The following is a 19754-nucleotide window of genomic DNA, read 5'->3' on the forward strand; positions in this document are numbered from 1 at the left end:
GCATTATCCGTGGCTGGGGGCGGGTTGCCAACCTTTGGGGTGCAACCATCAAGGGTTCCATGTTGCGTTCGAGGGCCTCATCGCCGGCAAGCCAGCTCCCACAGAAGAGCGCGCGCAACCTGTGGGAGCTGGCTTGCCGGCGATGAGGCCGGTCGATTCAGTACAGGTCTACCGGGTCGACATCCAGCGACCACCGCACCTGGCGCCCGCTCGGCATCTGCTCCAACACTAGCAACCAGGCGCTGATCAGTCGATGCAAAGGCGCCCGCGTATTGGCCTGTATCAACAGTTGCGCGCGGAAGCGCCCGGCGCGGCGCTCCATCGGTGCTGGCACCGGCCCCAGCAACTCGATGCCGGGCAGGCGCTGTTCGGCCACCAGGCGCTCGGCGGCGGCGCAGGCCTCGTCGAGGAAACCTTCGGCCTGCCCGGGCTTGTGCGCTTCGGCACGCAGCAGCGCCAGGTGCGAGTAAGGCGGCAGCCCGGCGGCGCGGCGTTCGTCCAGGGCCTGCTCGGCGAAGGCGAAGTAGCCCTGCTCGGTAAGCTGCACCAGCAGCGGATGGTCGGCCAGGTGGGTCTGGATGATGACCTTGCCGGGTTCCTCGGCCCGCCCGGCCCGCCCGGCAACCTGCACGATCAGCTGCGCCATGCGTTCGCTGGCGCGGAAATCGCCGGAGAACAGCCCGCCATCGGCATCGAGGATGGCCACCAGGGTCACCCGCGGGAAGTGATGGCCCTTGGCGAGCATCTGGGTGCCGACGAGGATGCTCGGCTGGCCGCGCTGGATGGTGCTGAACAGGTTGTGCATGGCGTCCTTGCGCGCCGTGCTGTCGCGGTCCACACGCAGGATCGGGTAATCCGGGAACAGCACTTTCAGGCGTTCCTCGGCACGCTCTGTGCCGGCGCCGACCGGGCGCAGGTCAACGTGGTTGCACTGCGGGCACTGCTGCGGCAGGCGCTCGTCATAGCCGCAATGGTGGCAACGCAGCACGCCGGAGCGCTGGTGCACGGTCATGCGCGCATCGCAGCGCGGGCATTCGGACAGCCAGCCACAATCGTGGCACAGCAAGGTCGGGGCGAAACCGCGGCGGTTGAGGAACACCAGTACTTGCTGGCCCGCTTCCAGGGTTTGGCGGATGGCCTGCTGCAGTGGGCCGCTGATGCCGCTGTCCAGCGGCAGGCTCTTCACATCCAGGCGCAGCATGCGTGGCGGGCGGGCACCGCCGGCGCGCTGGTTCATGCGCAGCAGGCGGTAGCGGCCGGTCAGGGCGTTGTGCAGGGTTTCCAGCGATGGCGTGGCAGAACCTAGCAGGATCGGGACGTTTTCCTGGTGGGCGCGCACCAGCGCCAGGTCGCGGGCGTGGTAGCGCAAGCCTTCCTGCTGTTTATAGGAGCCGTCGTGCTCCTCGTCGATGATGATCAGGCCGGGGTTCTTCATCGGCGTGAACAGCGCCGAGCGGGTGCCGATGATGATGTCGGCCTCGCCGTCCCTGGCTGCCAGCCAGGCATCCAGGCGTTCGCGGTCGTTCACCGCCGAATGCAGCAGGGCGATGCGGGCGTTGAAGCGTTGCTCGAAGCGGGCCAGGGTCTGCGGGCCGAGGTTGATCTCCGGGATCAGCACCAGGGCCTGCTTGCCGGCTTCCAGTGTTTCGCGGATCAGCTGCAGGTACACCTCGGTCTTGCCGCTGCCGGTGACACCGGCCAGCAGGAAGGCGCCGAAGCCGCCAAAGCCTTCGCGCACGGCGTCGAAGGCGTCGCGTTGCTCTTCGTTGAGCGGCAGCTCCGGCTGTGCCAGCCAGTGTTCGTGGCGCAGCGACGGCAGGTGGCGGCGGACCTCGATCTGCACCAGGTCCTTGGCCAGCAGCAGGTCGAGGCTGTCCTTGTTCAGGTTGAGCTTGGCCAGCAAGCTGTGGGCCACGCCGTGCGGGTGCTGGGCAAGGGTCTTGAGGGCATCGCGCTGGCGCGGTGCGCGGGCGATGCGCGGGTCTTCCAGGCGGGCGCCGGGGGCGACGTGCCAGAAGCGCTCCTGGCGCATCTCGGCGGGCTCGCCCTGGCGCAGCAGGGTCGGCAATGCCCAGCTCAGGGTGTCACCCAGGCTGTGTTGGTAGTACTGGGCGGTCCACAGGCATAACTTGAACAGCGACGGCGGGATCGGCGACACCGGGTCGAGCAGGGCGCTGGCCGGCTTGAGCTTGTCGGCGGGCACTTCGCTCTGCTCGCACACCTCCACCAGCACGCCGATCATTTCGCGGCGGCCAAATGGCACGCGAATGCGCATGCCCGGAGTCAAGGCCTGGCGCGCCATGCTTGCCGGCGCCTTGTAGTCGAACAGGCGACGCAGCGGGGAGGGCAGGGCAAGGCGCAGGATGACGTCGGACACGCGGAAAGTCTCGGAGGGCGTTTCAAAGACTGGCGAGCCTAGCAGACGACGGTCGGTGCAAGCGACAACTTGCGTTGGCGTGATGCTCTGGTATTATTCGCCGCCTAATTACGTGCGGTATTCAACAATTGGTGTTGGGTGGCGGCACGCAGCTCGAGGAAGTGACCATGAAAGCAGATATTCATCCGAACTACGAAGTAGTTGCAGTCACCTGCAGCTGCGGCAACAAGTTTGAAACCCGTTCGACCCTGGGCAGCACCCTGGCGATCGACGTTTGCAACCTGTGCCACCCGTTCTACACCGGTAAGCAGAAAGTCCTGGACACCGGTGGTCGCGTACAGAAGTTCGCCGATCGCTTCGGTATGTTCGGTACCAAGAAGTAATCATGCGCATGGCGAACCCCTCGGGTTTCGCATTGCTGCAAAAAAAGGCGCCCCTTGTGGGCGCCTTTTTTATGGGCGTCATCTGGCATTTCCCGGCCCTGGCGTTCTGCCCGCTACCAGGCAGCCCTCAGCAGGTGGCGGTGCGCCAGGTGGTCGATGGCGATACCTTGCGTCTGGTCGATGGCCGCAGCGTGCGACTGATCGGCATCAATGCCCCGGAAATCGGCCGTAACGGGCGCACCAGCGAGCCCTATGCCGAGGCCGCCAAGCAGCGTTTGCAGGCCTTGGTCAAGGCCAGCGACGGGCGCGTCGGGCTGGAGCCGGGCGTAGAGGCCAAGGACAAATACGGCCGCACGCTGGCGCATATCTACGGCCGCAATGGCGACAATATCGAAGCACAGTTGCTCAGCGAGGGCTTGGGCTATCGCGTCGCGGTTGCCCCAAATGTGCGCCTCAGCGCTTGCCAGCAGCTTGCCGAGCAGGCTGCGCGCAAGGCTGGCTCCGGGCTGTGGCGTCGTTCGCCGGTGGTGCGTGCCGGGGATGTCCGGCAGTCGGGTTTCGCGGTCATTGCGGGCCGCATCGAAGGCGTGGAGCGCAACCGTGGCGGGGTTTGGCTGAACCTGGACGGTGCGGTGGTGCTGCAGGTTCCCGCTCGTCTGCAGCGCAACTTCCCCGCCAGCTTCTTCGATAACCTCAAGGGACGCCAAGTCGAGGCGCGTGGCTGGGTGCTGGATCGTTCCCGCAAGGGCGGCCTCAAGCCCGGGCAGCGACGCTGGCTGTTGCCGTTGACCGATCCGAGCATGTTGGAGCGCATTTCAGGCTAAAAGATGTAGACATTTCGCTATTGGATTGTACACACTGTTAGCCGTATGCCCCGTGGGTTATAGCGTAAAGTCGTAGGCTAAAGGCCTTGACACAAGTGACCGACCAGTCTTGTGGCTCCCCGGCTCTTTGCGTATCCTCGGCGGTCCGTCAGAACAGTAAATAGCGGAATGCCCACCATGTCAGACCTGAAAACCGCCGCTCTCGAATATCACGCTCAACCTCGTCCGGGGAAACTGAGCGTCGAACTCTCCAAGCCCACCGCCACCGCCCGTGACCTCGCCCTGGCCTACAGCCCAGGTGTTGCTGAGCCCGTGCGTGAAATCGGCCGTGATCCAGAGCTGGCTTACAAATACACCGGCAAAGGCAACCTGGTTGCGGTGATTTCCGATGGCACCGCCATCCTCGGTCTGGGTGACCTCGGCCCACTGGCTTCCAAGCCGGTCATGGAAGGCAAGGGTGTTCTGTTCAAGCGTTTCGCCGGTATCGACGTGTTCGACATCGAAGTGGAATCGGAAAGCCCGCAGGCGTTCATCGACACCGTTCGCCGCATCTCGATCACCTTCGGTGGCATCAACCTCGAAGACATCAAGGCGCCTGAGTGCTTCGAAATCGAGCGCACCCTGATCGAACAGTGCGACATCCCGGTATTCCACGATGACCAGCACGGTACCGCCATCGTCACCGCGGCCGGCATGATCAACGCCCTGGAAATCGCCGGCAAGAAGCTGGAAGACGCCAAGATCGTCTGCCTGGGTGCCGGCGCTGCCGCCATCTCCTGCATGAAGCTGCTGGTGAGCATGGGTGCCAAGGTCGAGAACATCTACATGATCGACCGCAGTGGCGTGATCCACGCTGGCCGTGACGACCTGAACCAGTACAAGGCGCAGTTCGCCCACGCCACCGACAAGCGCACCCTGGCTGACGCCCTCGACGGTGCCGACGTGTTCGTAGGCCTGTCCGGCCCGAACCTGCTGAGCGCCGAAGGCCTGAAGTCGATGGCTGCCAACCCGATCGTGTTCGCCTGCTCGAACCCGGACCCGGAAATCTCGCCAGAGCTGGCGCACGCCACTCGCAGCGACGTGATCATGGCTACCGGTCGTTCCGACTACCCGAACCAGGTCAACAACGTACTGGGCTTCCCGTTCATCTTCCGTGGTGCCCTGGACGTTCGCGCCAAGCGCATCAACGAAGAAATGAAGATCGCCGCCGCCATCGCCCTGAAAGACCTGGCCAAGCTGCCAGTGCCGAAGGAAGTGTGCGACGCCTACGGCGTACAGGCTCTGGAATTTGGCCGTGAGTACATCATTCCGAAGCCGCTGGACGCTCGCCTGATCACCGTCGTTTCCGACGCTGTGGCCAAGGCCGCCATCGAATCCGGCGTGGCTACCCTGCCGTATCCGAAGCACTACCCGCTGACCAGCGTGGATGACGTGTTCAAAGGCTGATTGCTGCCTGGCGACACAAAAAAGCCCCGGCTCGTATGAGCCGGGGCTTTTTGTTTGCCGGTGGGGTTGGCGCGGCCTTTGTGGGAGCGGGCGTGCCCGCGAAGAATCCAACGCGGAGGCTGGCACCGGCTACGCCGGTGTTCGCGGGCATGCCCGCTCCCACAGGGTCGGTGTTGCCTTCGAGGGCTCTTAGAACAGATCCATCGGCGCCGCTTCATCCGCCGGCAACGGGCTGCCCGGTGCTGCGCCAGTGCCCAGTTCGTCCACCGACGGCGGCGAGTCTTCGGCCTTGAACAGCTCGAAGTAGGCATTCGGTGTGCTCGGCGAAGCGGCACGGCCGCTGACCGGGTCGACGCGCAGGCTGAGGATGCCTTCCGGCTCTGCCGGCGCATGCGCAGGCTTGTCCTTGAGTGCCGCGCCCATGAAGCTCATCCAGATCGGCAGTGCCGCCGTACCGCCGTACTCGCGGCGACCAAGGGTTTCGGGCTGGTCGAAACCGACCCACACGGTGGTCACGTAGTCGGCGTTGTAGCCGGAGAACCAGGCGTCCTTGGACTCGTTGGTGGTACCGGTCTTGCCTGCCAGGTCGGTGCGGCCCAGGGCCAGCGCCCGGCGGCCGGTACCGCGCTTGATCACGTCCTGCAGCATGCTGGTGAGGATGTAGGTGGTGCGCCCGTCGATGATCTGCTCGGCCACGGCCGGCGCCTGCGGTGCAGGCGCCACCTGGCTGAAGGCTGCGGGTGCCTCGCCCGGCATGGCGGCGGTGCTGATCGGCTGTTCGGGCGCGGCCACACCTGCCTGGTCCTCGGCACCTTGCGGTACCCGGGCCGGGTTGGCGGTGAACAACGTCTCGCCGCTGCGGCTTTCGATGCGATCGATCAGGTACGGGGTGATCTTGTAGCCGCCGTTGGCGAAAGTACTCCAGCCTGTGGCGATTTCCATCGGGGTCAGGGTGGCGGTGCCCAGTGCCAGCGACAGGTTGCGCGGCAGGTCCTGCTTGTTGAAGCCGAACTTGGCGATGTAGTCGATGGTGCGGTCCACGCCCATGGCCTGCAGCAGGCGGATCGACACCAGGTTGCGCGACTTGTACAGCGCTTCGCGCATGCGGATCGGGCCAAGGAAGGTGTTGGTGTCGTTCTTCGGTCGCCAGACCTTGTCCAGATACTCGTCGACGAACACGATCGGTGCGTCGTTGACCAGGCTGGATGCGGTGTAGCCACTGTCCAGGGCGGCGCTGTAGATGAACGGTTTGAAGCTCGAGCCCGGCTGCCGCTTGGCCTGCATGGCACGATTGTAGTTGCTCTGCTCGAACGAGAAACCGCCGACCAGGGCGCGGATGGCGCCGTTGTAAGGGTCGAGGGTGACCAGCGCACTCTGCGCGCCAGGTACCTGGCTGAACTTGAACTTGCCATCTTCCAGGCGCTGCAGGCGCACCAGGTCGCCGACCTGGGCCACGTCTGCCGGCGACTGCGGCGCACGGCCCTGGGAGTTGCTATTGATGAACGGGCGGGCCCATTTCATGGTGTCCCAGGCCACCAGCTCTTCCTGGCCGCTGCGGGTCAGCACCTTGAGGCCGGTTTTTTCGACCTGGGTGACGATGGCCGGCTCCAGGCCGCCAAGGCTGCGCTGCTTGCCCAGTTCCTGCAGCCAGGCCGCCTGGGTGCGGCCCGGGAAGCGTGCTTCGGGGCCGCGGTAGCCGTGGCGCTCGTCGTAGTCGGAGAGGCCGTTGAGGATGGCCTTGTTGGCCATTTCCTGCATGTCGCTGGGCACCGTGGTGGTGACGCGGAAGCCTTCGGTGTAGGCGTCGCTGCCGTAGCGGCCGACCATTTCGGCGCGGGCCATTTCGGCGATGTAAGGTGCATTCACTTCAGGCGTGGGCACGTGGTAGCTGGCGTTGAGCGGCTCGGCCAGGGCTGCCTGGTAGCTGGCTTCGTCGATCTTGCCCAGCTTGTACATGCGGCCGAGGATCCAGTCGCGGCGCTCCTTGGCGCGCACCGGGTTGGCCAGCGGGTTGAAGCGCGAGGGTGCCTTGGGCAGGCCGGCGATCATCGCCATCTGCGCCAGGCTCACGTCGCGGATCGACTTGCCGTAGTACACCTGCGCGGCGGCATCGATACCGTAGGCGCGGTTGCCCAGGTAGATCTTGTTCACGTACAGCTCGAGGATCTCGTCCTTGGTCAGCTCGCGCTCGATCTGCAGGGCCAGCAGAATCTCGTTGGTCTTGCGCGAGAAGCTGCGCTCGCTGGTGAGGAAGAAGTTCTTCGCCACCTGCATGGTGATGGTACTGCCGCCGGTCTGGATATGGCCGGTTTTCACCAGCTGGGTCGCGGCGCGCATCAGGCTGCTGGGGTCGACACCATAGTGGTTGAGGAAATTGTCGTCCTCGGCCGACAGAAGCGCCTGGATGAATTGTGGGGGAATTTCCGCGAAGCGGATCGGCGAGCGGCGCATTTCGCCGAACTCGGCAATCAGCTTGCCGTCGCTGCTGTACACCCTGAGGGGGATCTGCAACTGGATGCTTCTGAGCGACTCGACCGAGGGCAGGCTGGGGCTAAGATACAGAAACGCACCGCTCACACCGAGTACGAGCGCGCAGATGACTGCGACGGAAGACCACCAGAAGAACTTCAGCAGACGTATCAAGGCTTTTCGGTGTCCAGGTTGGGAGTGGATTGCACGCAGGTCCGGCGGACCAAAAAACGCTGGGCATTATAAGCATTTTTTCGCCTCTCCGGGTTACCGGCCAGGCTGCCCGTCGCCTCGATGGGCCGGCGCGGCCTAGTGTTGACGCGGGGTTGGGGCAGGTAGCCGCGACAGATGGCGGCGACAGACAACAAGGATGCCACGATGCTAGGACGCTTCGGCAAGGATGCCGGTTCACTCGTGGGGGTGGAAATTGCCCCCGACTCCGTTCGGATTGTGCAACTGCAGCGGCGTAACCGGCGCTGCCGGGTGCTTGCCTCGGTACAAGAACCGTTCGAATCACCGGCTGGCGGTGACTGGGCGGCAGAGCCTGGCGCCGTGGCGGCTGCCTTGAGGCGCGCCTACCGACGCAGCGGCCTCAGGCAGCGCCGGGTCGCGCTGGCACTGCCGGGCAACCAGGTGATCTGCAAGCTGTGCCACCTGCCGGTTGAACAGGGCGGGTCAGAAATGGAGGCGCAGCTGCTGGCTGACGCCGAACGGCTGTTTCCATTTCCGCTGGAAGACCTGGCCCTGGATTTTCAGGTACTGGGAGGCTCTAGCGTCCAGCCAGGCTGCGCCGAGGTGATGGTGGCTGCGTGTCGGCAGAGTGCACTGGCGCCACTTGAGGGCATCGTCGAGGAGGCCGGGTTGCAACTGGAGGCCGTGGAGGTCGACAGCATTGCCTTGGGGCGCATGCTGCCGCTGGCCAGGCACCAAAGCTCGGCGCTGCTGCGTATCGAGGCGCAAAGCACCACCCTTCATGGCTGGCAGGCGGGTCGGCCTCAGCAACGGCGTGAGCTGAACCTGGGGCTGTCGACGATAGCCGGGGCGCTGCCGGAGCGCCTGCTGGCCCTGCTCGCCGGTGAGCCTTTGCCCGATTGTCTGTTGATCGCCAGCTGTTCTCCGATCGAACCAAGCCAGTTGCACAGCCTCGGCTCCCGGTTGAACCTGCCGTGTCGCCTGGTACCCGACCTGGCGCGCCTGGAACACGTCGATGGCGCGATGATCCTGGCGTGCGCCCTGGCTCTCGGAGGGTTGCGCCGATGATGCGGCTGAACCTTCTGCCCTGGCGCGAACGGCAACGCCAGGCTGCGTTGCGGTCTTTCCGCAGGCGACTGGTCGCCGGCGCGTTGCTGGCCCTGTGTGGCGTGACGCTGGTCGACCAGCTGGCCCGCCAGCGCGGGCAGCAGCAGGCGCTGGCCAATATCCGCCACCAGGCGGCCCTTGAGGTGTTGGGCGAACAATTGCAGCCGCTGGCCGATGTGCGTGCGCAGCATGAGGCGCTACTGGCACGTGCGGTGGCGCTGGAAGGCCTGCGTGCCAACCAGGATGTGCTGGCCGGGGTGTTCGCTGACCTCGAGCGGGCGCTGCCAGTGGGTGTGCAACTGCTCGACCTCAGCCTGGAAGACGGCAGCCTGCAGATGACCGGGCTGGCCACGTCCGGTGCCGTGGTCGCGCAGTTCATGCGGGACCTGAGCCGCTCGAGTGCGCTGGTTGGTCTGGAGCTCAAGCGCATCAGGAGCCTGCCGGGCGGCGATGAATTCCTGCTGGGTGCGCGCGTTTCGGCGTTCTGGTCGTGAATGCTGCACAGGTGCTCGGCTGGCTGGCCATGGCCGAGCGCTCCAGCCGCTTCAGGCAGCTGGCGCCAGTGCTGGTGGCCTTGGCGTTGTTCGGCCTGGGCTGCGCCATACGTCTCCCGGCAGCGCTGCAGCAGCATGCGCAGGAGGAGGCCCGGCACGCCGAGTTGCACGAACAGCATTCAGCCGGCGCGGTGCAGCTGGCCGAACTGGAGCAGCTCCAGGCGTCTGTGGCCATTGCCGAGCGACGCTTGCGGGAGGCGTACTGGCACCTGGCGGCCGGGGAGGGCATGAGCGACCTGCTCGAGCGCCTGGCAGCGTCGGGGCATGCGCATGGCTTGCTCATCGAGCGCTTCGATGTACATGAAGACGAACAACAGGCTGGCTTTCGCAAGGTACCGCTGGAGCTACAGGTGGTGGGGCAATACGCGGCCTTGCGCCAGTGGCTGGGCGACTGGTTGGGCCAGGCGCGTGTGCTGCGCAGCGGTGACCTGCAGCTGGCTGCAGCCGATGGCAAGCCTGGCCTGCTGCGCCTGCAGTTGCGGGTTGATGCCTATCAGGCGCTGGCGCCAGTGCCGGAGCCTGCGATGCTTGCGCGCATGCCGGCCAGGGGCGTGACGGCAGCGCCCCCGGTCGACCCGTTTGCGCCTGGGGCGACGCGATTGACGGGCAGCGGGTTGGCCGACGTGCCTTTGGCGCAACTGGAGATGGTCGGCAGCCTGTCGCGTGGGGCGGAACACGAAGCACTGCTGATGGCGGCCGGCAGGCTCTATCGCGTGCGCCCTGGGGACCGGGTCGGGCGTGACCAGGGGGTGGTGGCGAGGGTTGATCAAACCCAGGTCGAAGTGCGCGAACGGCTGTTCATGGCAGGGGTGTGGCATGAACGCACGGCGTTCATCACACTCGCAAAGCACCTGGGCAAGGAGGCCCCGGACGACGATGAAAACATTGATGAGATGGATGCTGGCAGCCCTGCTACCGGTCCCGCTGGCGTCGGCGACGCCTTATCAGGGTGAACCACTGTCGCTGAACTTCCAGGATGTGGAAGTGCGCTCGGTGCTGCAGGTGCTGGCTGACTATGCTGGCGTCAACCTGGTCGCCAGCGATGCCGTGCAGGGTAGCGTCACCTTGCGCTTGCAGGACGTGCCATGGGACCAGGCGCTGGACCTGGTGCTGCGCAGCAAGGGCCTGGCCCGGCGCCAGGAGGGCAATGTGCTGCTGGTGGCGCCTGCGGCCGAGTTTGCCGCGCAGTCTGTCGATGCCCGTGTGGGCCAGGCGCTGGATGCGCAGTTGCAGCCGTTGCGCCGGGAGCTGTTGCCCATCCATCACGCCAAGGCCGCCGAACTTGCGGAGCTGCTGCTGGCGAGCCTGGCGGATGACGGCATCCTCACCGGTCGGGGCAGCCTGAGTGTCGATGAGCGCACCAATACGCTGGTGGTACACCTGCCGGCCGAGCGCCTTGCCGAGCTGAGGCAACTGGTGGCGCAGTTGGACGTACCGGTGCGCCAGGTGGCGATCGAGGCGCGTATCGTCGAGGCCAACGTCGATTACGAAAAAAGCCTGGGGGTGCGCTGGGGTGGGCCGCTTTACGTTGAAGACCCGCTGCCGGGCAAGGACCTGTTCGTCGACCTCGGGGTGGAGCGGGTGGGCGGCAGTATCGGCCTGGGCCTGCTGCGTGGCGACGTGCTGCTCGACCTGGAGCTGAGTGCCATGGAAAAGAGCGGCAACGGCGAAATCATCTCGCAGCCCAAGGTGGTCACGGCCGACAAGGAAACGGCCAGGATCCTCAAGGGTACCGAGGTGCCGTACCAGGAAACCAGCAAGAGCGGCGCCACCTCGGTAGCGTTCCGCGAAGCCTCGTTGTCGCTGGAGGTGACCCCGCAGATCACCCCGGACAACAAGGTGATCATGACCGTCAGGGTGACCAAGGACGAGCCGGATTACGTCAATGCCTTGAACAACGTACCGCCGATCCGCAAGAACGAGGTCAATGCCAAGGTTCGCGTGGTGGACGGTGAAACGATCGTGATTGGTGGCGTGTACTCGACTTCGCAAAACAATGTGGTCGACAAGGTGCCATTTTTCGGCGATCTGCCGTATGTTGGGCGGCTGTTTCGACGCGATGCATTACAAGAGAAAAAATCCGAGCTGCTGGTCTTCCTGACTCCGCGTATCATGAGTGACCAGGCGATTGCTGTGAGTCGTTGATTCTGTGCGAAATTTGATACTTGTGGGGCCCATGGGCGCTGGTAAAAGCACCATCGGACGCCTATTGGCCAAAGAGCTGCGCCTGCTGTTCAAGGATTCCGACAAGGAAATCGAACTGCGATGCGGCGCCAACATCCCGTGGATTTTCGACAAGGAAGGCGAGCCGGGTTTCCGTGACCGCGAGCAGGCGATGATCGCCGAGCTGTGCGCACTCGACGGCGTGGTCCTGGCGACCGGCGGTGGCGCGGTAATGCGCGAAGCCAACCGCCAGGCCCTTCACCAGGGTGGCCGGGTGATCTACCTGCATGCTTCGGTGGAACAGCAGGTTGGCCGCACCGCGCGCGATCGCAATCGCCCCCTGCTGCGCACCGCCAATCCCGAGGCGACCTTGCGCGCCCTGCTGGAAACCCGCGACCCGCTCTACCGCGAGATCGCCGACCTGGTAGTGGAAACCGACGAGCGGCCACCACGCATGGTGGTGATCGATATTCTCGAGCGCTTGCAGCAGTTGCCGCCCCGTTAGCCCGGGACTATTCTCGGCCACCAGCGCCGAGGCGAGGTTCAACGTTACCGCGCGGGTGCCTGAACGGCGCCGCGCCCAAGTACATTGTGGGGATACATGCAGACACTAAAGGTCGACCTGGGCGAGCGTAGCTACCCGATCTACATTGGCGAAGGCCTGCTGGACCAGCCCGAGCTGCTGGCGCCGCACATCGCCGGGCGGCAGGTTGCCATCGTTTCCAACGAGACCGTCGCGCCTCTGTATCTCGAACGCCTGAGCAAGACCCTGGGTGCCTATTCGGTGCTGCCGGTGGTATTGCCCGATGGCGAAGCCCACAAGAACTGGGAAACCCTGCAACTGATCTTCGATGGCCTGCTGACTGCACGGCACGACCGCCGCACTACCGTGGTCGCCCTGGGTGGCGGCGTGATCGGTGACATGGCCGGCTTCGCTGCCGCCTGCTACCAGCGCGGCGTCGACTTCATCCAGGTGCCGACCACGTTGCTGTCCCAGGTCGACTCTTCGGTTGGCGGCAAGACCGGCATCAACCACCCGCTGGGCAAGAACATGGTCGGTGCCTTCTACCAGCCCAATGCGGTGCTGATCGACACCACCAGCCTCAAGACCCTGCCGGCGCGCGAGCTGTCCGCAGGCCTGGCCGAAGTGATCAAGTACGGCCTGATCTGCGACAAGCCGTTTCTCGCCTGGCTCGAGGACAATATGCAGGCGCTGCGTGCCCTCGACCCGGTGGCGCTGACCGAAGCCATCCGCCGCTCCTGCGCGGCCAAGGCCGCGGTGGTGGGTGCCGACGAGCGCGAGTCTGGCGTACGCGCCACGCTGAACCTGGGGCATACCTTCGGGCATGCCATCGAGACCCACATGGGTTACGGCGTGTGGCTGCACGGCGAAGCCGTGGCGGCGGGCACGGTGATGGCCCTGGAGATGTCCATGCGCCTTGGCTGGATCGACCAGACCGAGCGCGATCGCGGAATCCGCCTGTTGCAGGACGCAGGTTTGCCGGTGGTGCCACCACAGGAAATGACCCCGGCGCATTTCATGGAGCACATGGCGGTCGACAAGAAGGTGCTCGACGGCCGTCTGCGTCTGGTGCTGCTGCGCCAGATGGGCGAGGCCGTGGTGACCGACGACTATCCGAAAGAGATTCTACAGGCCACGTTGTCGGCGGATTACCGCGCGATCGTGGCCCAGCTTTGAGGTTGTGACAGCGCAATGACCAGTTTGCATGCCGATGAGGCCTTTCTCGACCATTACCAGTTGAGCCACGATCCGTTCGCGCCCCGCGTGCCCGGCTTCAAGTTCTTCCCGGCCCAGCGCAAGCCCGTGCTCGGCCAACTGCACCACCTGGCGCGCTACAGCCAGCTGATGCTGGTTGTCACCGGCCCGCTGGGCAGCGGCAAGACCCTGCTGCGCCAGGCCCTGGTGGCCAGTACCAACAAGCAGGCGGTGCAGAGCGTGGTGGTGTCCGCCCGTGGCGCCAGCGATGCCGCCAGCGTACTCGGCCAGGTCGCGCAGAGCCTGGATGTGGCCGAGGCCGAAATGCAGGCGATCCTGGCCAAGGTGGTGCAACTGGCACTGACCGGCCAGGAAGTGTACTTGCTGGTGGACGATGCGGAACAACTCGACGAGTCGGCACTCCAAGCGTTGCTGGAATTGGCGGCGGGTGTGCCGGAAGGGCGCCCGCATGTGTTCCTGTTCGGTGAGCCGTCGCTGATTGCCGGGCTGGACGAGATCAATATCGAGGAAGAACGCTTCCACATCATCGAACTCGCCCCCTACAGTGAAGAAGAAACCCGCGAGTACCTGGAGCAGCGCCTGGAAGGTGCTGGCCGGGGCATCGAGGTGTTCAGCCGTGAACAGATCGTCGATATCCATGAAAACTCTGACGGCTGGCCTGGCAACATCAACCAGGTCGCCCGTGACACTTTGATCGAAGCCATGATCGCCAGCCGTTCGACGGCCAAGCGACCATCCATGGGGTTCAAGATGCCTAAAAAACATGTGCTCGCGCTGTCCGCTGTGGTTGTGGTCGCCGTTGCGGCCGCGGTGTTGATGCCGAAAAAAGGTGACAAGGCGCCTGCCGAAGCGCCGGCCGCCCAGGCCCAGTTGCCGCTTGGCGAGGGCCAGGCCAATGGTGGCAACCCAGCCATCGAGTTCTCGGGTTCGTCCCAGCCGATGCCGCTGCCGCTGGTTGGCCAGTCGCAACCGGTGATGCGCGAGCCGCTGGCCCAGGCCGCGGGCATGGGTGAGGGTGAAGAGGGTAGCCCGGCCGGTGATACCGCCCTGCAGCCAGGCAACCCGCCCCCAACCGTGACCACCATCGCACCGCCGCAAGGTGTGCCGGCGGGCCCGGCACCGGTACCTGCCCAGCCTGTAGCCACGGCGCCGGCCCAGCCGGTACAGCCGCAACCGCAGCCGGTTGCACCTGCACCAAAACCTGTCGCAACCCAGCCTGCCAAGCCGGTTGCGCCAGCCAAACCTGCACCAGCGCCGACCCAGGTCGCCGTGGCCAAGCCGGCCGCCAAACCTGTCGAGAAGCCGGCAGCCGGTGGCAGCGGCAACAGCGGCTGGTACGCCGGGCAGAAACCGGGCAATTACGTGGTGCAGATCCTGGGTACCAGCTCCGAGGCTTCGGCCCAGGCGTTCGTCAAGGCCCAGGGTGGCGACTATCGCTACTTCAAGAAAAACCTGCAGGGCAAGCCGCTGTACGTAGTCACTTATGGCAACTTCGCCAACCGCGACGCAGCGGTTGCGGCAATCAAGAACTTGCCAGCGAAGGTCCAGGCTGGTAAACCTTGGCCACGTACCGTCGCCAGCGTCCAACAAGAGCTGGCCTCGGCCCGCTGATACCTTCCGGGCGGCACCACCCCGCCGCCCAGTTGCTGAGCGATTACTGACTTTCGAATAGCCTGCTGCGTTGTCACGCGGCAGGCTTTTCTGTCCCAGACTGCCGGCCACAAGCCTTACTTGCAGTCATGGCTGAAACGCTTCAGACTCGAGCCAAGCCGCTATCACGGCGCATGGCGCAAAAACATTCAAAATTGCGACATAAATTTTCAATGGTGAGACATGAAAATTTGTGGGCATCGCTGTCGCTGTGCAACAATGGTTTTCCATGGCCACCGCAAAAAAGCTGGCGTTTGATCGGCGTGGATGGTAAGTGGTTGTTAAAAAAGAGATTTACCTCCGTTGAGAGGTGAACCTGGTGAGAATGTGTCTATGAAAACAGGTCTGTACCATCCCGAAGAATTCAAGGACAACTGTGGTTTTGGCCTGATCGCCCATATGACGGGCGAACCGAGCCACCACCTTCTGCAAACCGCCATGCAGGCACTGACCTGCATGACGCACCGCGGCGGTATCAACGCCGACGGCAAGACCGGTGACGGTTGCGGTCTGCTCATGCAGAAGCCCGATCAATTCCTGCGTGCCGTGGCCCAGGAGCACTTCGCTGTCGAGCTGCCCAAGCAGTACGCCGTCGGCATGGTGTTCTTCAATCAGGATCCGGTCAAAGCCGAAGCCGCCCGCGCCAACATGGACCGCGAAATCCTCGCTGCTGGCCTGAAGCTGGTCGGCTGGCGCAAGGTGCCGATCGATACCAGCGTGCTCGGCCGCCTGGCCCTTGAGCGCCTGCCGCAGATCGAGCAGGTGTTCATCGGCGGTGAAGGCCTGAGCGACCAGGAATTTGCCATCAAGCTGTTCAGTGCCCGTCGCCGTTCGTCCGTGGCCAACGCCCACGACGCCGACCACTACATCTGCAGCTTCTCGCACAAGACCATCATCTACAAAGGCCTGATGATGCCGCGCGATCTCGCGGCCTTCTACCCAGACCTGGGTGACGAGCGCCTGCAAACCGCGATCTGCGTGTTCCACCAGCGCTTCTCCACCAACACCCTGCCGAAATGGCCGCTGGCGCAGCCGTTCCGCTTCCTCGCCCACAACGGCGAGATCAACACCATCACCGGCAACCGCAACTGGGCCATGGCCCGTCGCACCAAGTTCGCCAACGACCTGATCCCCGACCTCGACGAGCTCGGCCCGCTGGTCAACCGCGTCGGTTCCGACTCCTCGAGCATGGACAACATGCTGGAGCTGATGGTCACTGGCGGCATCGACCTGTTCCGTGGCGTGCGCATGCTGGTACCGCCAGCCTGGCAGAACGTCGAGACCATGGACGCCGACCTGCGTGCCTTCTACGAATACAACTCCATGCACATGGAGCCGTGGGATGGCCCGGCCGGTATCGTAATGACCGAAGGCCGCCATGCGGTGTGCCTGCTCGACCGTAACGGCCTGCGCCCGGCGCGCTGGGTGACCACCAAGAACGGCTACATCACCCTGGCGTCGGAAATCGGCGTATGGGACTACAAGCCCGAGGACGTCATCGCCAAGGGCCGCGTCGGCCCGGGCCAGATCTTCGCCGTGGACACCGAAACCGGCCAGATCCTCGACACCGACGCCATCGACAACCGTCTGAAGTCGCGCCACCCGTACAAACGCTGGCTGCGTCAGCACGCCACGCGCATCCAGGCGACGCTGACCGATGACCAGGGCGTGGCCAGCTACGACGCTGACCAGCTCAAGCAGTACATGAAAATGTTCCAGGTCACCTTCGAAGAGCGTGACCAGGTGCTGCGCCCGCTCGGCGAGCAGGGCCAGGAAGCGGTCGGTTCGATGGGTGACGACACGCCAATGGCCGTGCTGTCGCAGCGCGTGCGTTCGCCGTACGACTTCTTCCGCCAGCAGTTCGCCCAGGTGACCAACCCGCCGATCGACCCGCTGCGCGAAGCGATCGTCATGTCCCTGGAAATCTGCCTGGGTGCCGAGCGCAACATCTTCCAGGAATCCCCGGAGCACGCTTCGCGGGTAATCCTCAGCTCGCCGGTCATCTCGCCCGCCAAGTGGCGTTCGCTGATGAACCTGGAGCGCGAAGGCTTCGACCGCCAGCTGATCGACCTCAACTATGAAGAGAGCGTCGGCCTGGAAGCGGCCATCCGCAACATCGCCGACCAGGCTGAAGAAGCCGTGCGCGCTGGCAAGACCCAGCTGGTGCTGAGCGACCGCTACATCGCCCCGGGCAAGCTGCCGGTGCACGCCTCGCTGGCCGTTGGTGCGGTGCACCACCGCCTGACCGAACAGGGCCTGCGTTGCGACAGCAACATCCTGGTGGAAACCGCCACCGCCCGCGACCCGCACCACTTCGCCGTGCTGCTGGGCTTCGGTGCCTCGGCCGTTTACCCGTACCTGGCCTATGAAGTGCTGGCTGACCTGATCCGTACCGGCGAAGTGCTGGGCGACCTGGACGAAGTCTTCAAGTACTACCGCAAGGGCATCTCCAAGGGCCTGCTGAAGATCCTGTCGAAGATGGGTATCTCCACCATCGCCTCGTACCGTGGCGCGCAGCTGTTCGAAGCCATCGGCCTGGCCGAGGAAGTAGTGGGCCTGAGCTTCAAGGGCGTTTCCAGCCGCATCAAGGGTGCGCGTTTCGCAGACCTGGAAAGCGACCAGAAGCTGCTGGCAGCCGAAGCCTGGAGCGCGCGCAAGCCGATCCAGCAAGGCGGCCTGCTGAAGTTCGTCCACGGTGGCGAATACCATGCCTACAACCCGGACGTGGTCAACACCCTGCAGGCCGCCGTGCAGCAGGGCGACTACGCCAAGTTCAAGGAATACACCACGCTGGTCGACCAGCGCCCGGTGTCGATGATCCGCGACCTGCTGAAGGTGAAAGTGGCCGACCAGCCACTGCCGCTGGAGCAGATCGAGCCGCTGGAGGCGATCCTCAAGCGCTTCGACTCCGCCGGTATCTCGCTGGGTGCTCTGTCGCCAGAGGCCCACGAAGCGCTGGCCGAGGCGATGAACCGCCTGGGCGCGCGTTCCAACTCTGGCGAGGGCGGTGAAGACCCGTCGCGCTACGGCACCATCAAGAGCTCGAAGATCAAGCAGGTGGCCACCGGCCGCTTTGGCGTGACCCCGGAGTACCTGGTCAACGCCGAAGTGCTGCAGATCAAGGTTGCCCAGGGCGCCAAGCCCGGTGAAGGCGGCCAGCTGCCAGGCGGCAAGGTCAACGGCCTGATCGCCAAGCTGCGTTACGCGGTACCGGGCGTGACCCTGATCTCGCCGCCGCCGCACCACGACATCTACTCGATCGAAGACCTGGCCCAGCTGATCTACGACCTCAAGCAGGTCAACCCGCAGGCCCTGGTTTCGGTCAAGCTGGTGGCAGAAGCTGGCGTCGGCACCATCGCCGCCGGTGTGGCCAAGGCCTATGCCGACCTGATCACCATCTCCGGCTACGACGGTGGTACCGGTGCTTCGCCGCTGACCTCGATCAAGTACGCCGGCGCCCCGTGGGAGCTGGGCCTGGCCGAGACCCACCAGACCCTGCGCGGCAACGACCTGCGCGGCAAGGTACGGGTACAGACCGACGGTGGCCTGAAGACCGGCCTGGACGTGATCAAGGCAGCCATCCTTGGCGCCGAAAGCTTCGGCTTCGGTACCGCGCCGATGATCGCCCTGGGCTGCAAGTACCTGCGCATCTGCCACCTGAACAACTGCGCCACCGGCGTGGCCACCCAGAACGACAAGCTGCGCAAGGACCACTACATCGGCACCGTCGACATGGTGATCAACTTCTTCACCTTCGTCGCCGAAGAAACCCGTGAGTGGCTGGCCAAGCTGGGCGTGCGCAGCCTCGGCGAGCTGATCGGCCGTACCGACCTGCTCGACGTGCTGCCAGGCGACACCGAACGCCAGCAGTACCTGGACCTGTCGCCGCTGCTGGGCAGCTCGCACATCCCGGCTGACAAGCCGCAGTTCTGCGAAGTCGACAAGAACCCGCCGTTCGACCAGGGCGAGCTGGCCGAGAAGATGGTGGAAATGGCCATGCCGGCCATCCGCGACCAGGCCGGTGGCGAGTTCAGCCTCGACATCTGCAACTGCGACCGCTCCATCGGTGCGCGCGTGTCGGGCGAAATCGCCCGCCTGCACGGCAACCAGGGCATGGCTGCGGCGCCGATCACCTTCCGCTTCAAGGGTACTGCGGGCCAGAGCTTCGGCGTGTGGAACGCCGGTGGCCTGAACCTGCACCTGGAAGGCGACGCCAACGACTACGTCGGCAAGGGCATGACCGGTGGCAAGGTCACCATCGTGCCGCCAGCCGGCAGCCCGTTCGAAACCCAGCACAGCGCCATCGTCGGCAACACCTGCCTGTACGGCGCCACCGGCGGCAAGCTGTTCGCCGCCGGTACTGCTGGCGAGCGCTTCGCTGTACGTAACTCCGGCGCCCACGCTGTTGTCGAGGGCACTGGCGATCACTGCTGTGAATACATGACCGGCGGCTTTGTCTGTGTGCTGGGCAAGACCGGTTACAACTTCGGTTCTGGCATGACTGGCGGCTTCGCCTACGTGCTCGACATGGACAATACCTTCGTCGACAAGCTCAACCATGAGCTGGTGGAAATCCAGCGTATCAGTGGTGAAGCGATGGAGGCCTACCGCAGCCACCTGGCGCGGGTCCTTGCCGAGTACGTGGAAGAGACCGGCAGCGAGTGGGGGCGTGAGCTCTCGGAGAACCTGGACGACTACGTGCGGCGCTTCTGGCTGGTCAAGCCGAAGGCAGCCAACCTGAAGCAACTGCTGTCCAGCACCCGTGCCAACCCGCAGTAACAACAGCTGCAAGTGACGGCCCCGTGCGCGGGGCCTGTCGTGCTCAAGTGATCGTCTTGCAGCTTGCAGCCT

Annotated in this window: 13 protein-coding genes; 11 read left to right on the plus strand and 2 right to left on the minus strand. The window is 64.7% G+C overall.

Features of this window, described 5'->3' with window-relative positions:
• Positions 1-157: 157 nt before the first annotated feature.
• Positions 158-2377: a primosomal protein N' gene (locus CAG34_RS02105; RefSeq protein WP_085587728.1), complete on the minus strand. Its 2220-nt coding sequence runs from the start codon at positions 2375-2377 to the stop codon at positions 158-160.
• A 167-nt stretch (positions 2378-2544) separates the two neighbouring features.
• Between CAG34_RS02105 and rpmE the strand changes: the two genes are divergently transcribed.
• From rpmE to CAG34_RS02120, 3 genes are all read left to right on the plus strand, one after another.
• Positions 2545-2760 carry a 50S ribosomal protein L31 gene (gene rpmE, locus CAG34_RS02110; protein WP_003257833.1) on the plus strand — a complete coding sequence of 72 codons (216 nt, stop codon included), beginning with the start codon at positions 2545-2547 and terminating at the stop codon, positions 2758-2760.
• A 2-nt stretch (positions 2761-2762) separates the two neighbouring features.
• Positions 2763-3584, plus strand: a complete 822-nt coding sequence (locus tag CAG34_RS02115) for a thermonuclease family protein (protein ID WP_085587730.1) — start codon at positions 2763-2765, stop codon at positions 3582-3584.
• 177 nt (positions 3585-3761) lie between these two features.
• On the plus strand, positions 3762-5030 hold the full coding sequence (locus CAG34_RS02120; protein ID WP_024087853.1) for a malic enzyme-like NAD(P)-binding protein: 1269 nt from the start codon (positions 3762-3764) through the stop codon (positions 5028-5030).
• A gap of 189 nt (positions 5031-5219) precedes the next feature.
• Here CAG34_RS02120 and CAG34_RS02130 read toward each other — a convergent pair whose 3' ends face one another.
• Positions 5220-7670 carry a penicillin-binding protein 1A gene (locus CAG34_RS02130; protein ID WP_371858030.1) on the minus strand — a complete coding sequence of 817 codons (2451 nt, stop codon included), beginning with the start codon at positions 7668-7670 and terminating at the stop codon, positions 5220-5222.
• Between the two features lie 207 nt (positions 7671-7877).
• On the opposite strand from CAG34_RS02130, the gene pilM reads away from it, so the two are divergent.
• The 8 genes from pilM (at position 7878) to gltB (ending at position 19682) form a co-directional block, all read left to right on the plus strand.
• Complete coding sequence (pilM, locus tag CAG34_RS02135; protein ID WP_085587734.1) at positions 7878-8759, plus strand: type IV pilus biogenesis protein PilM; 882 nt, start codon at positions 7878-7880, stop codon at positions 8757-8759.
• Complete coding sequence (locus CAG34_RS02140) at positions 8756-9292, plus strand: PilN domain-containing protein (RefSeq protein ID WP_085587737.1); 537 nt, start codon at positions 8756-8758, stop codon at positions 9290-9292. The genes pilM and CAG34_RS02140 overlap by 4 nt, the downstream gene beginning before the upstream one ends.
• Positions 9293-9303: 11 nt before the next feature.
• Entirely contained in the window at positions 9304-10305 is a 1002-nt protein-coding gene (locus CAG34_RS02145; protein ID WP_085587983.1) for a pilus assembly protein PilP, read from the plus strand.
• Positions 10229-11497, plus strand: coding sequence for a type IV pilus secretin PilQ (locus tag CAG34_RS02150; RefSeq protein ID WP_085587740.1), 1269 nt, complete (start codon positions 10229-10231; stop codon positions 11495-11497). The genes CAG34_RS02145 and CAG34_RS02150 overlap by 77 nt, the downstream gene beginning before the upstream one ends.
• A 4-nt stretch (positions 11498-11501) precedes the next feature.
• Positions 11502-12020, plus strand: a complete 519-nt coding sequence (aroK, locus tag CAG34_RS02155) for a shikimate kinase AroK (protein WP_025340956.1) — start codon at positions 11502-11504, stop codon at positions 12018-12020.
• Between the two features lie 96 nt (positions 12021-12116).
• Entirely contained in the window at positions 12117-13214 is a 1098-nt protein-coding gene (aroB, locus tag CAG34_RS02160) for a 3-dehydroquinate synthase (RefSeq protein ID WP_085587742.1), read from the plus strand.
• 15 nt (positions 13215-13229) lie between these two features.
• Entirely contained in the window at positions 13230-14864 is a 1635-nt protein-coding gene (locus CAG34_RS02165; RefSeq protein ID WP_075046643.1) for an SPOR domain-containing protein, read from the plus strand.
• Positions 14865-15236: 372 nt separating this feature from the next.
• A complete protein-coding gene (gene gltB / locus CAG34_RS02175; protein WP_025340954.1) occupies positions 15237-19682 on the plus strand; it encodes a glutamate synthase large subunit in 4446 nt (1481 codons plus the stop codon).
• Positions 19683-19754: the final 72 nt, after the last annotated feature.

It is taken from the genome of Pseudomonas sp. B14(2017) (assembly GCF_002113255.1).
Taxonomy (GTDB): Bacteria; Pseudomonadota; Gammaproteobacteria; order Pseudomonadales; family Pseudomonadaceae; genus Aquipseudomonas; species Aquipseudomonas putida_Z.

Excerpts from the sequence above, each read along its gene's own strand:
- rpmE (WP_003257833.1), top strand. The coding sequence starts at position 2,545 with ATGAAAGCAGATATTCATCCGAACTACGAAGTAGTTGCAGTCACCTGC.
- CAG34_RS02115 (WP_085587730.1), top strand. The coding sequence starts at position 2,763 with ATGCGCATGGCGAACCCCTCGGGTTTCGCATTGCTGCAAAAAAAGGCG.
- CAG34_RS02120 (WP_024087853.1), top strand. The coding sequence starts at position 3,762 with ATGTCAGACCTGAAAACCGCCGCTCTCGAATATCACGCTCAACCTCGT.
- pilM (WP_085587734.1), top strand. The coding sequence starts at position 7,878 with ATGCTAGGACGCTTCGGCAAGGATGCCGGTTCACTCGTGGGGGTGGAA.
- CAG34_RS02140 (WP_085587737.1), top strand. The coding sequence starts at position 8,756 with ATGATGCGGCTGAACCTTCTGCCCTGGCGCGAACGGCAACGCCAGGCT.
- CAG34_RS02150 (WP_085587740.1), top strand. The coding sequence starts at position 10,229 with ATGAAAACATTGATGAGATGGATGCTGGCAGCCCTGCTACCGGTCCCG.
- aroB (WP_085587742.1), top strand. The coding sequence starts at position 12,117 with ATGCAGACACTAAAGGTCGACCTGGGCGAGCGTAGCTACCCGATCTAC.
- CAG34_RS02165 (WP_075046643.1), top strand. The coding sequence starts at position 13,230 with ATGACCAGTTTGCATGCCGATGAGGCCTTTCTCGACCATTACCAGTTG.
- gltB (WP_025340954.1), top strand. The coding sequence starts at position 15,237 with ATGAAAACAGGTCTGTACCATCCCGAAGAATTCAAGGACAACTGTGGT.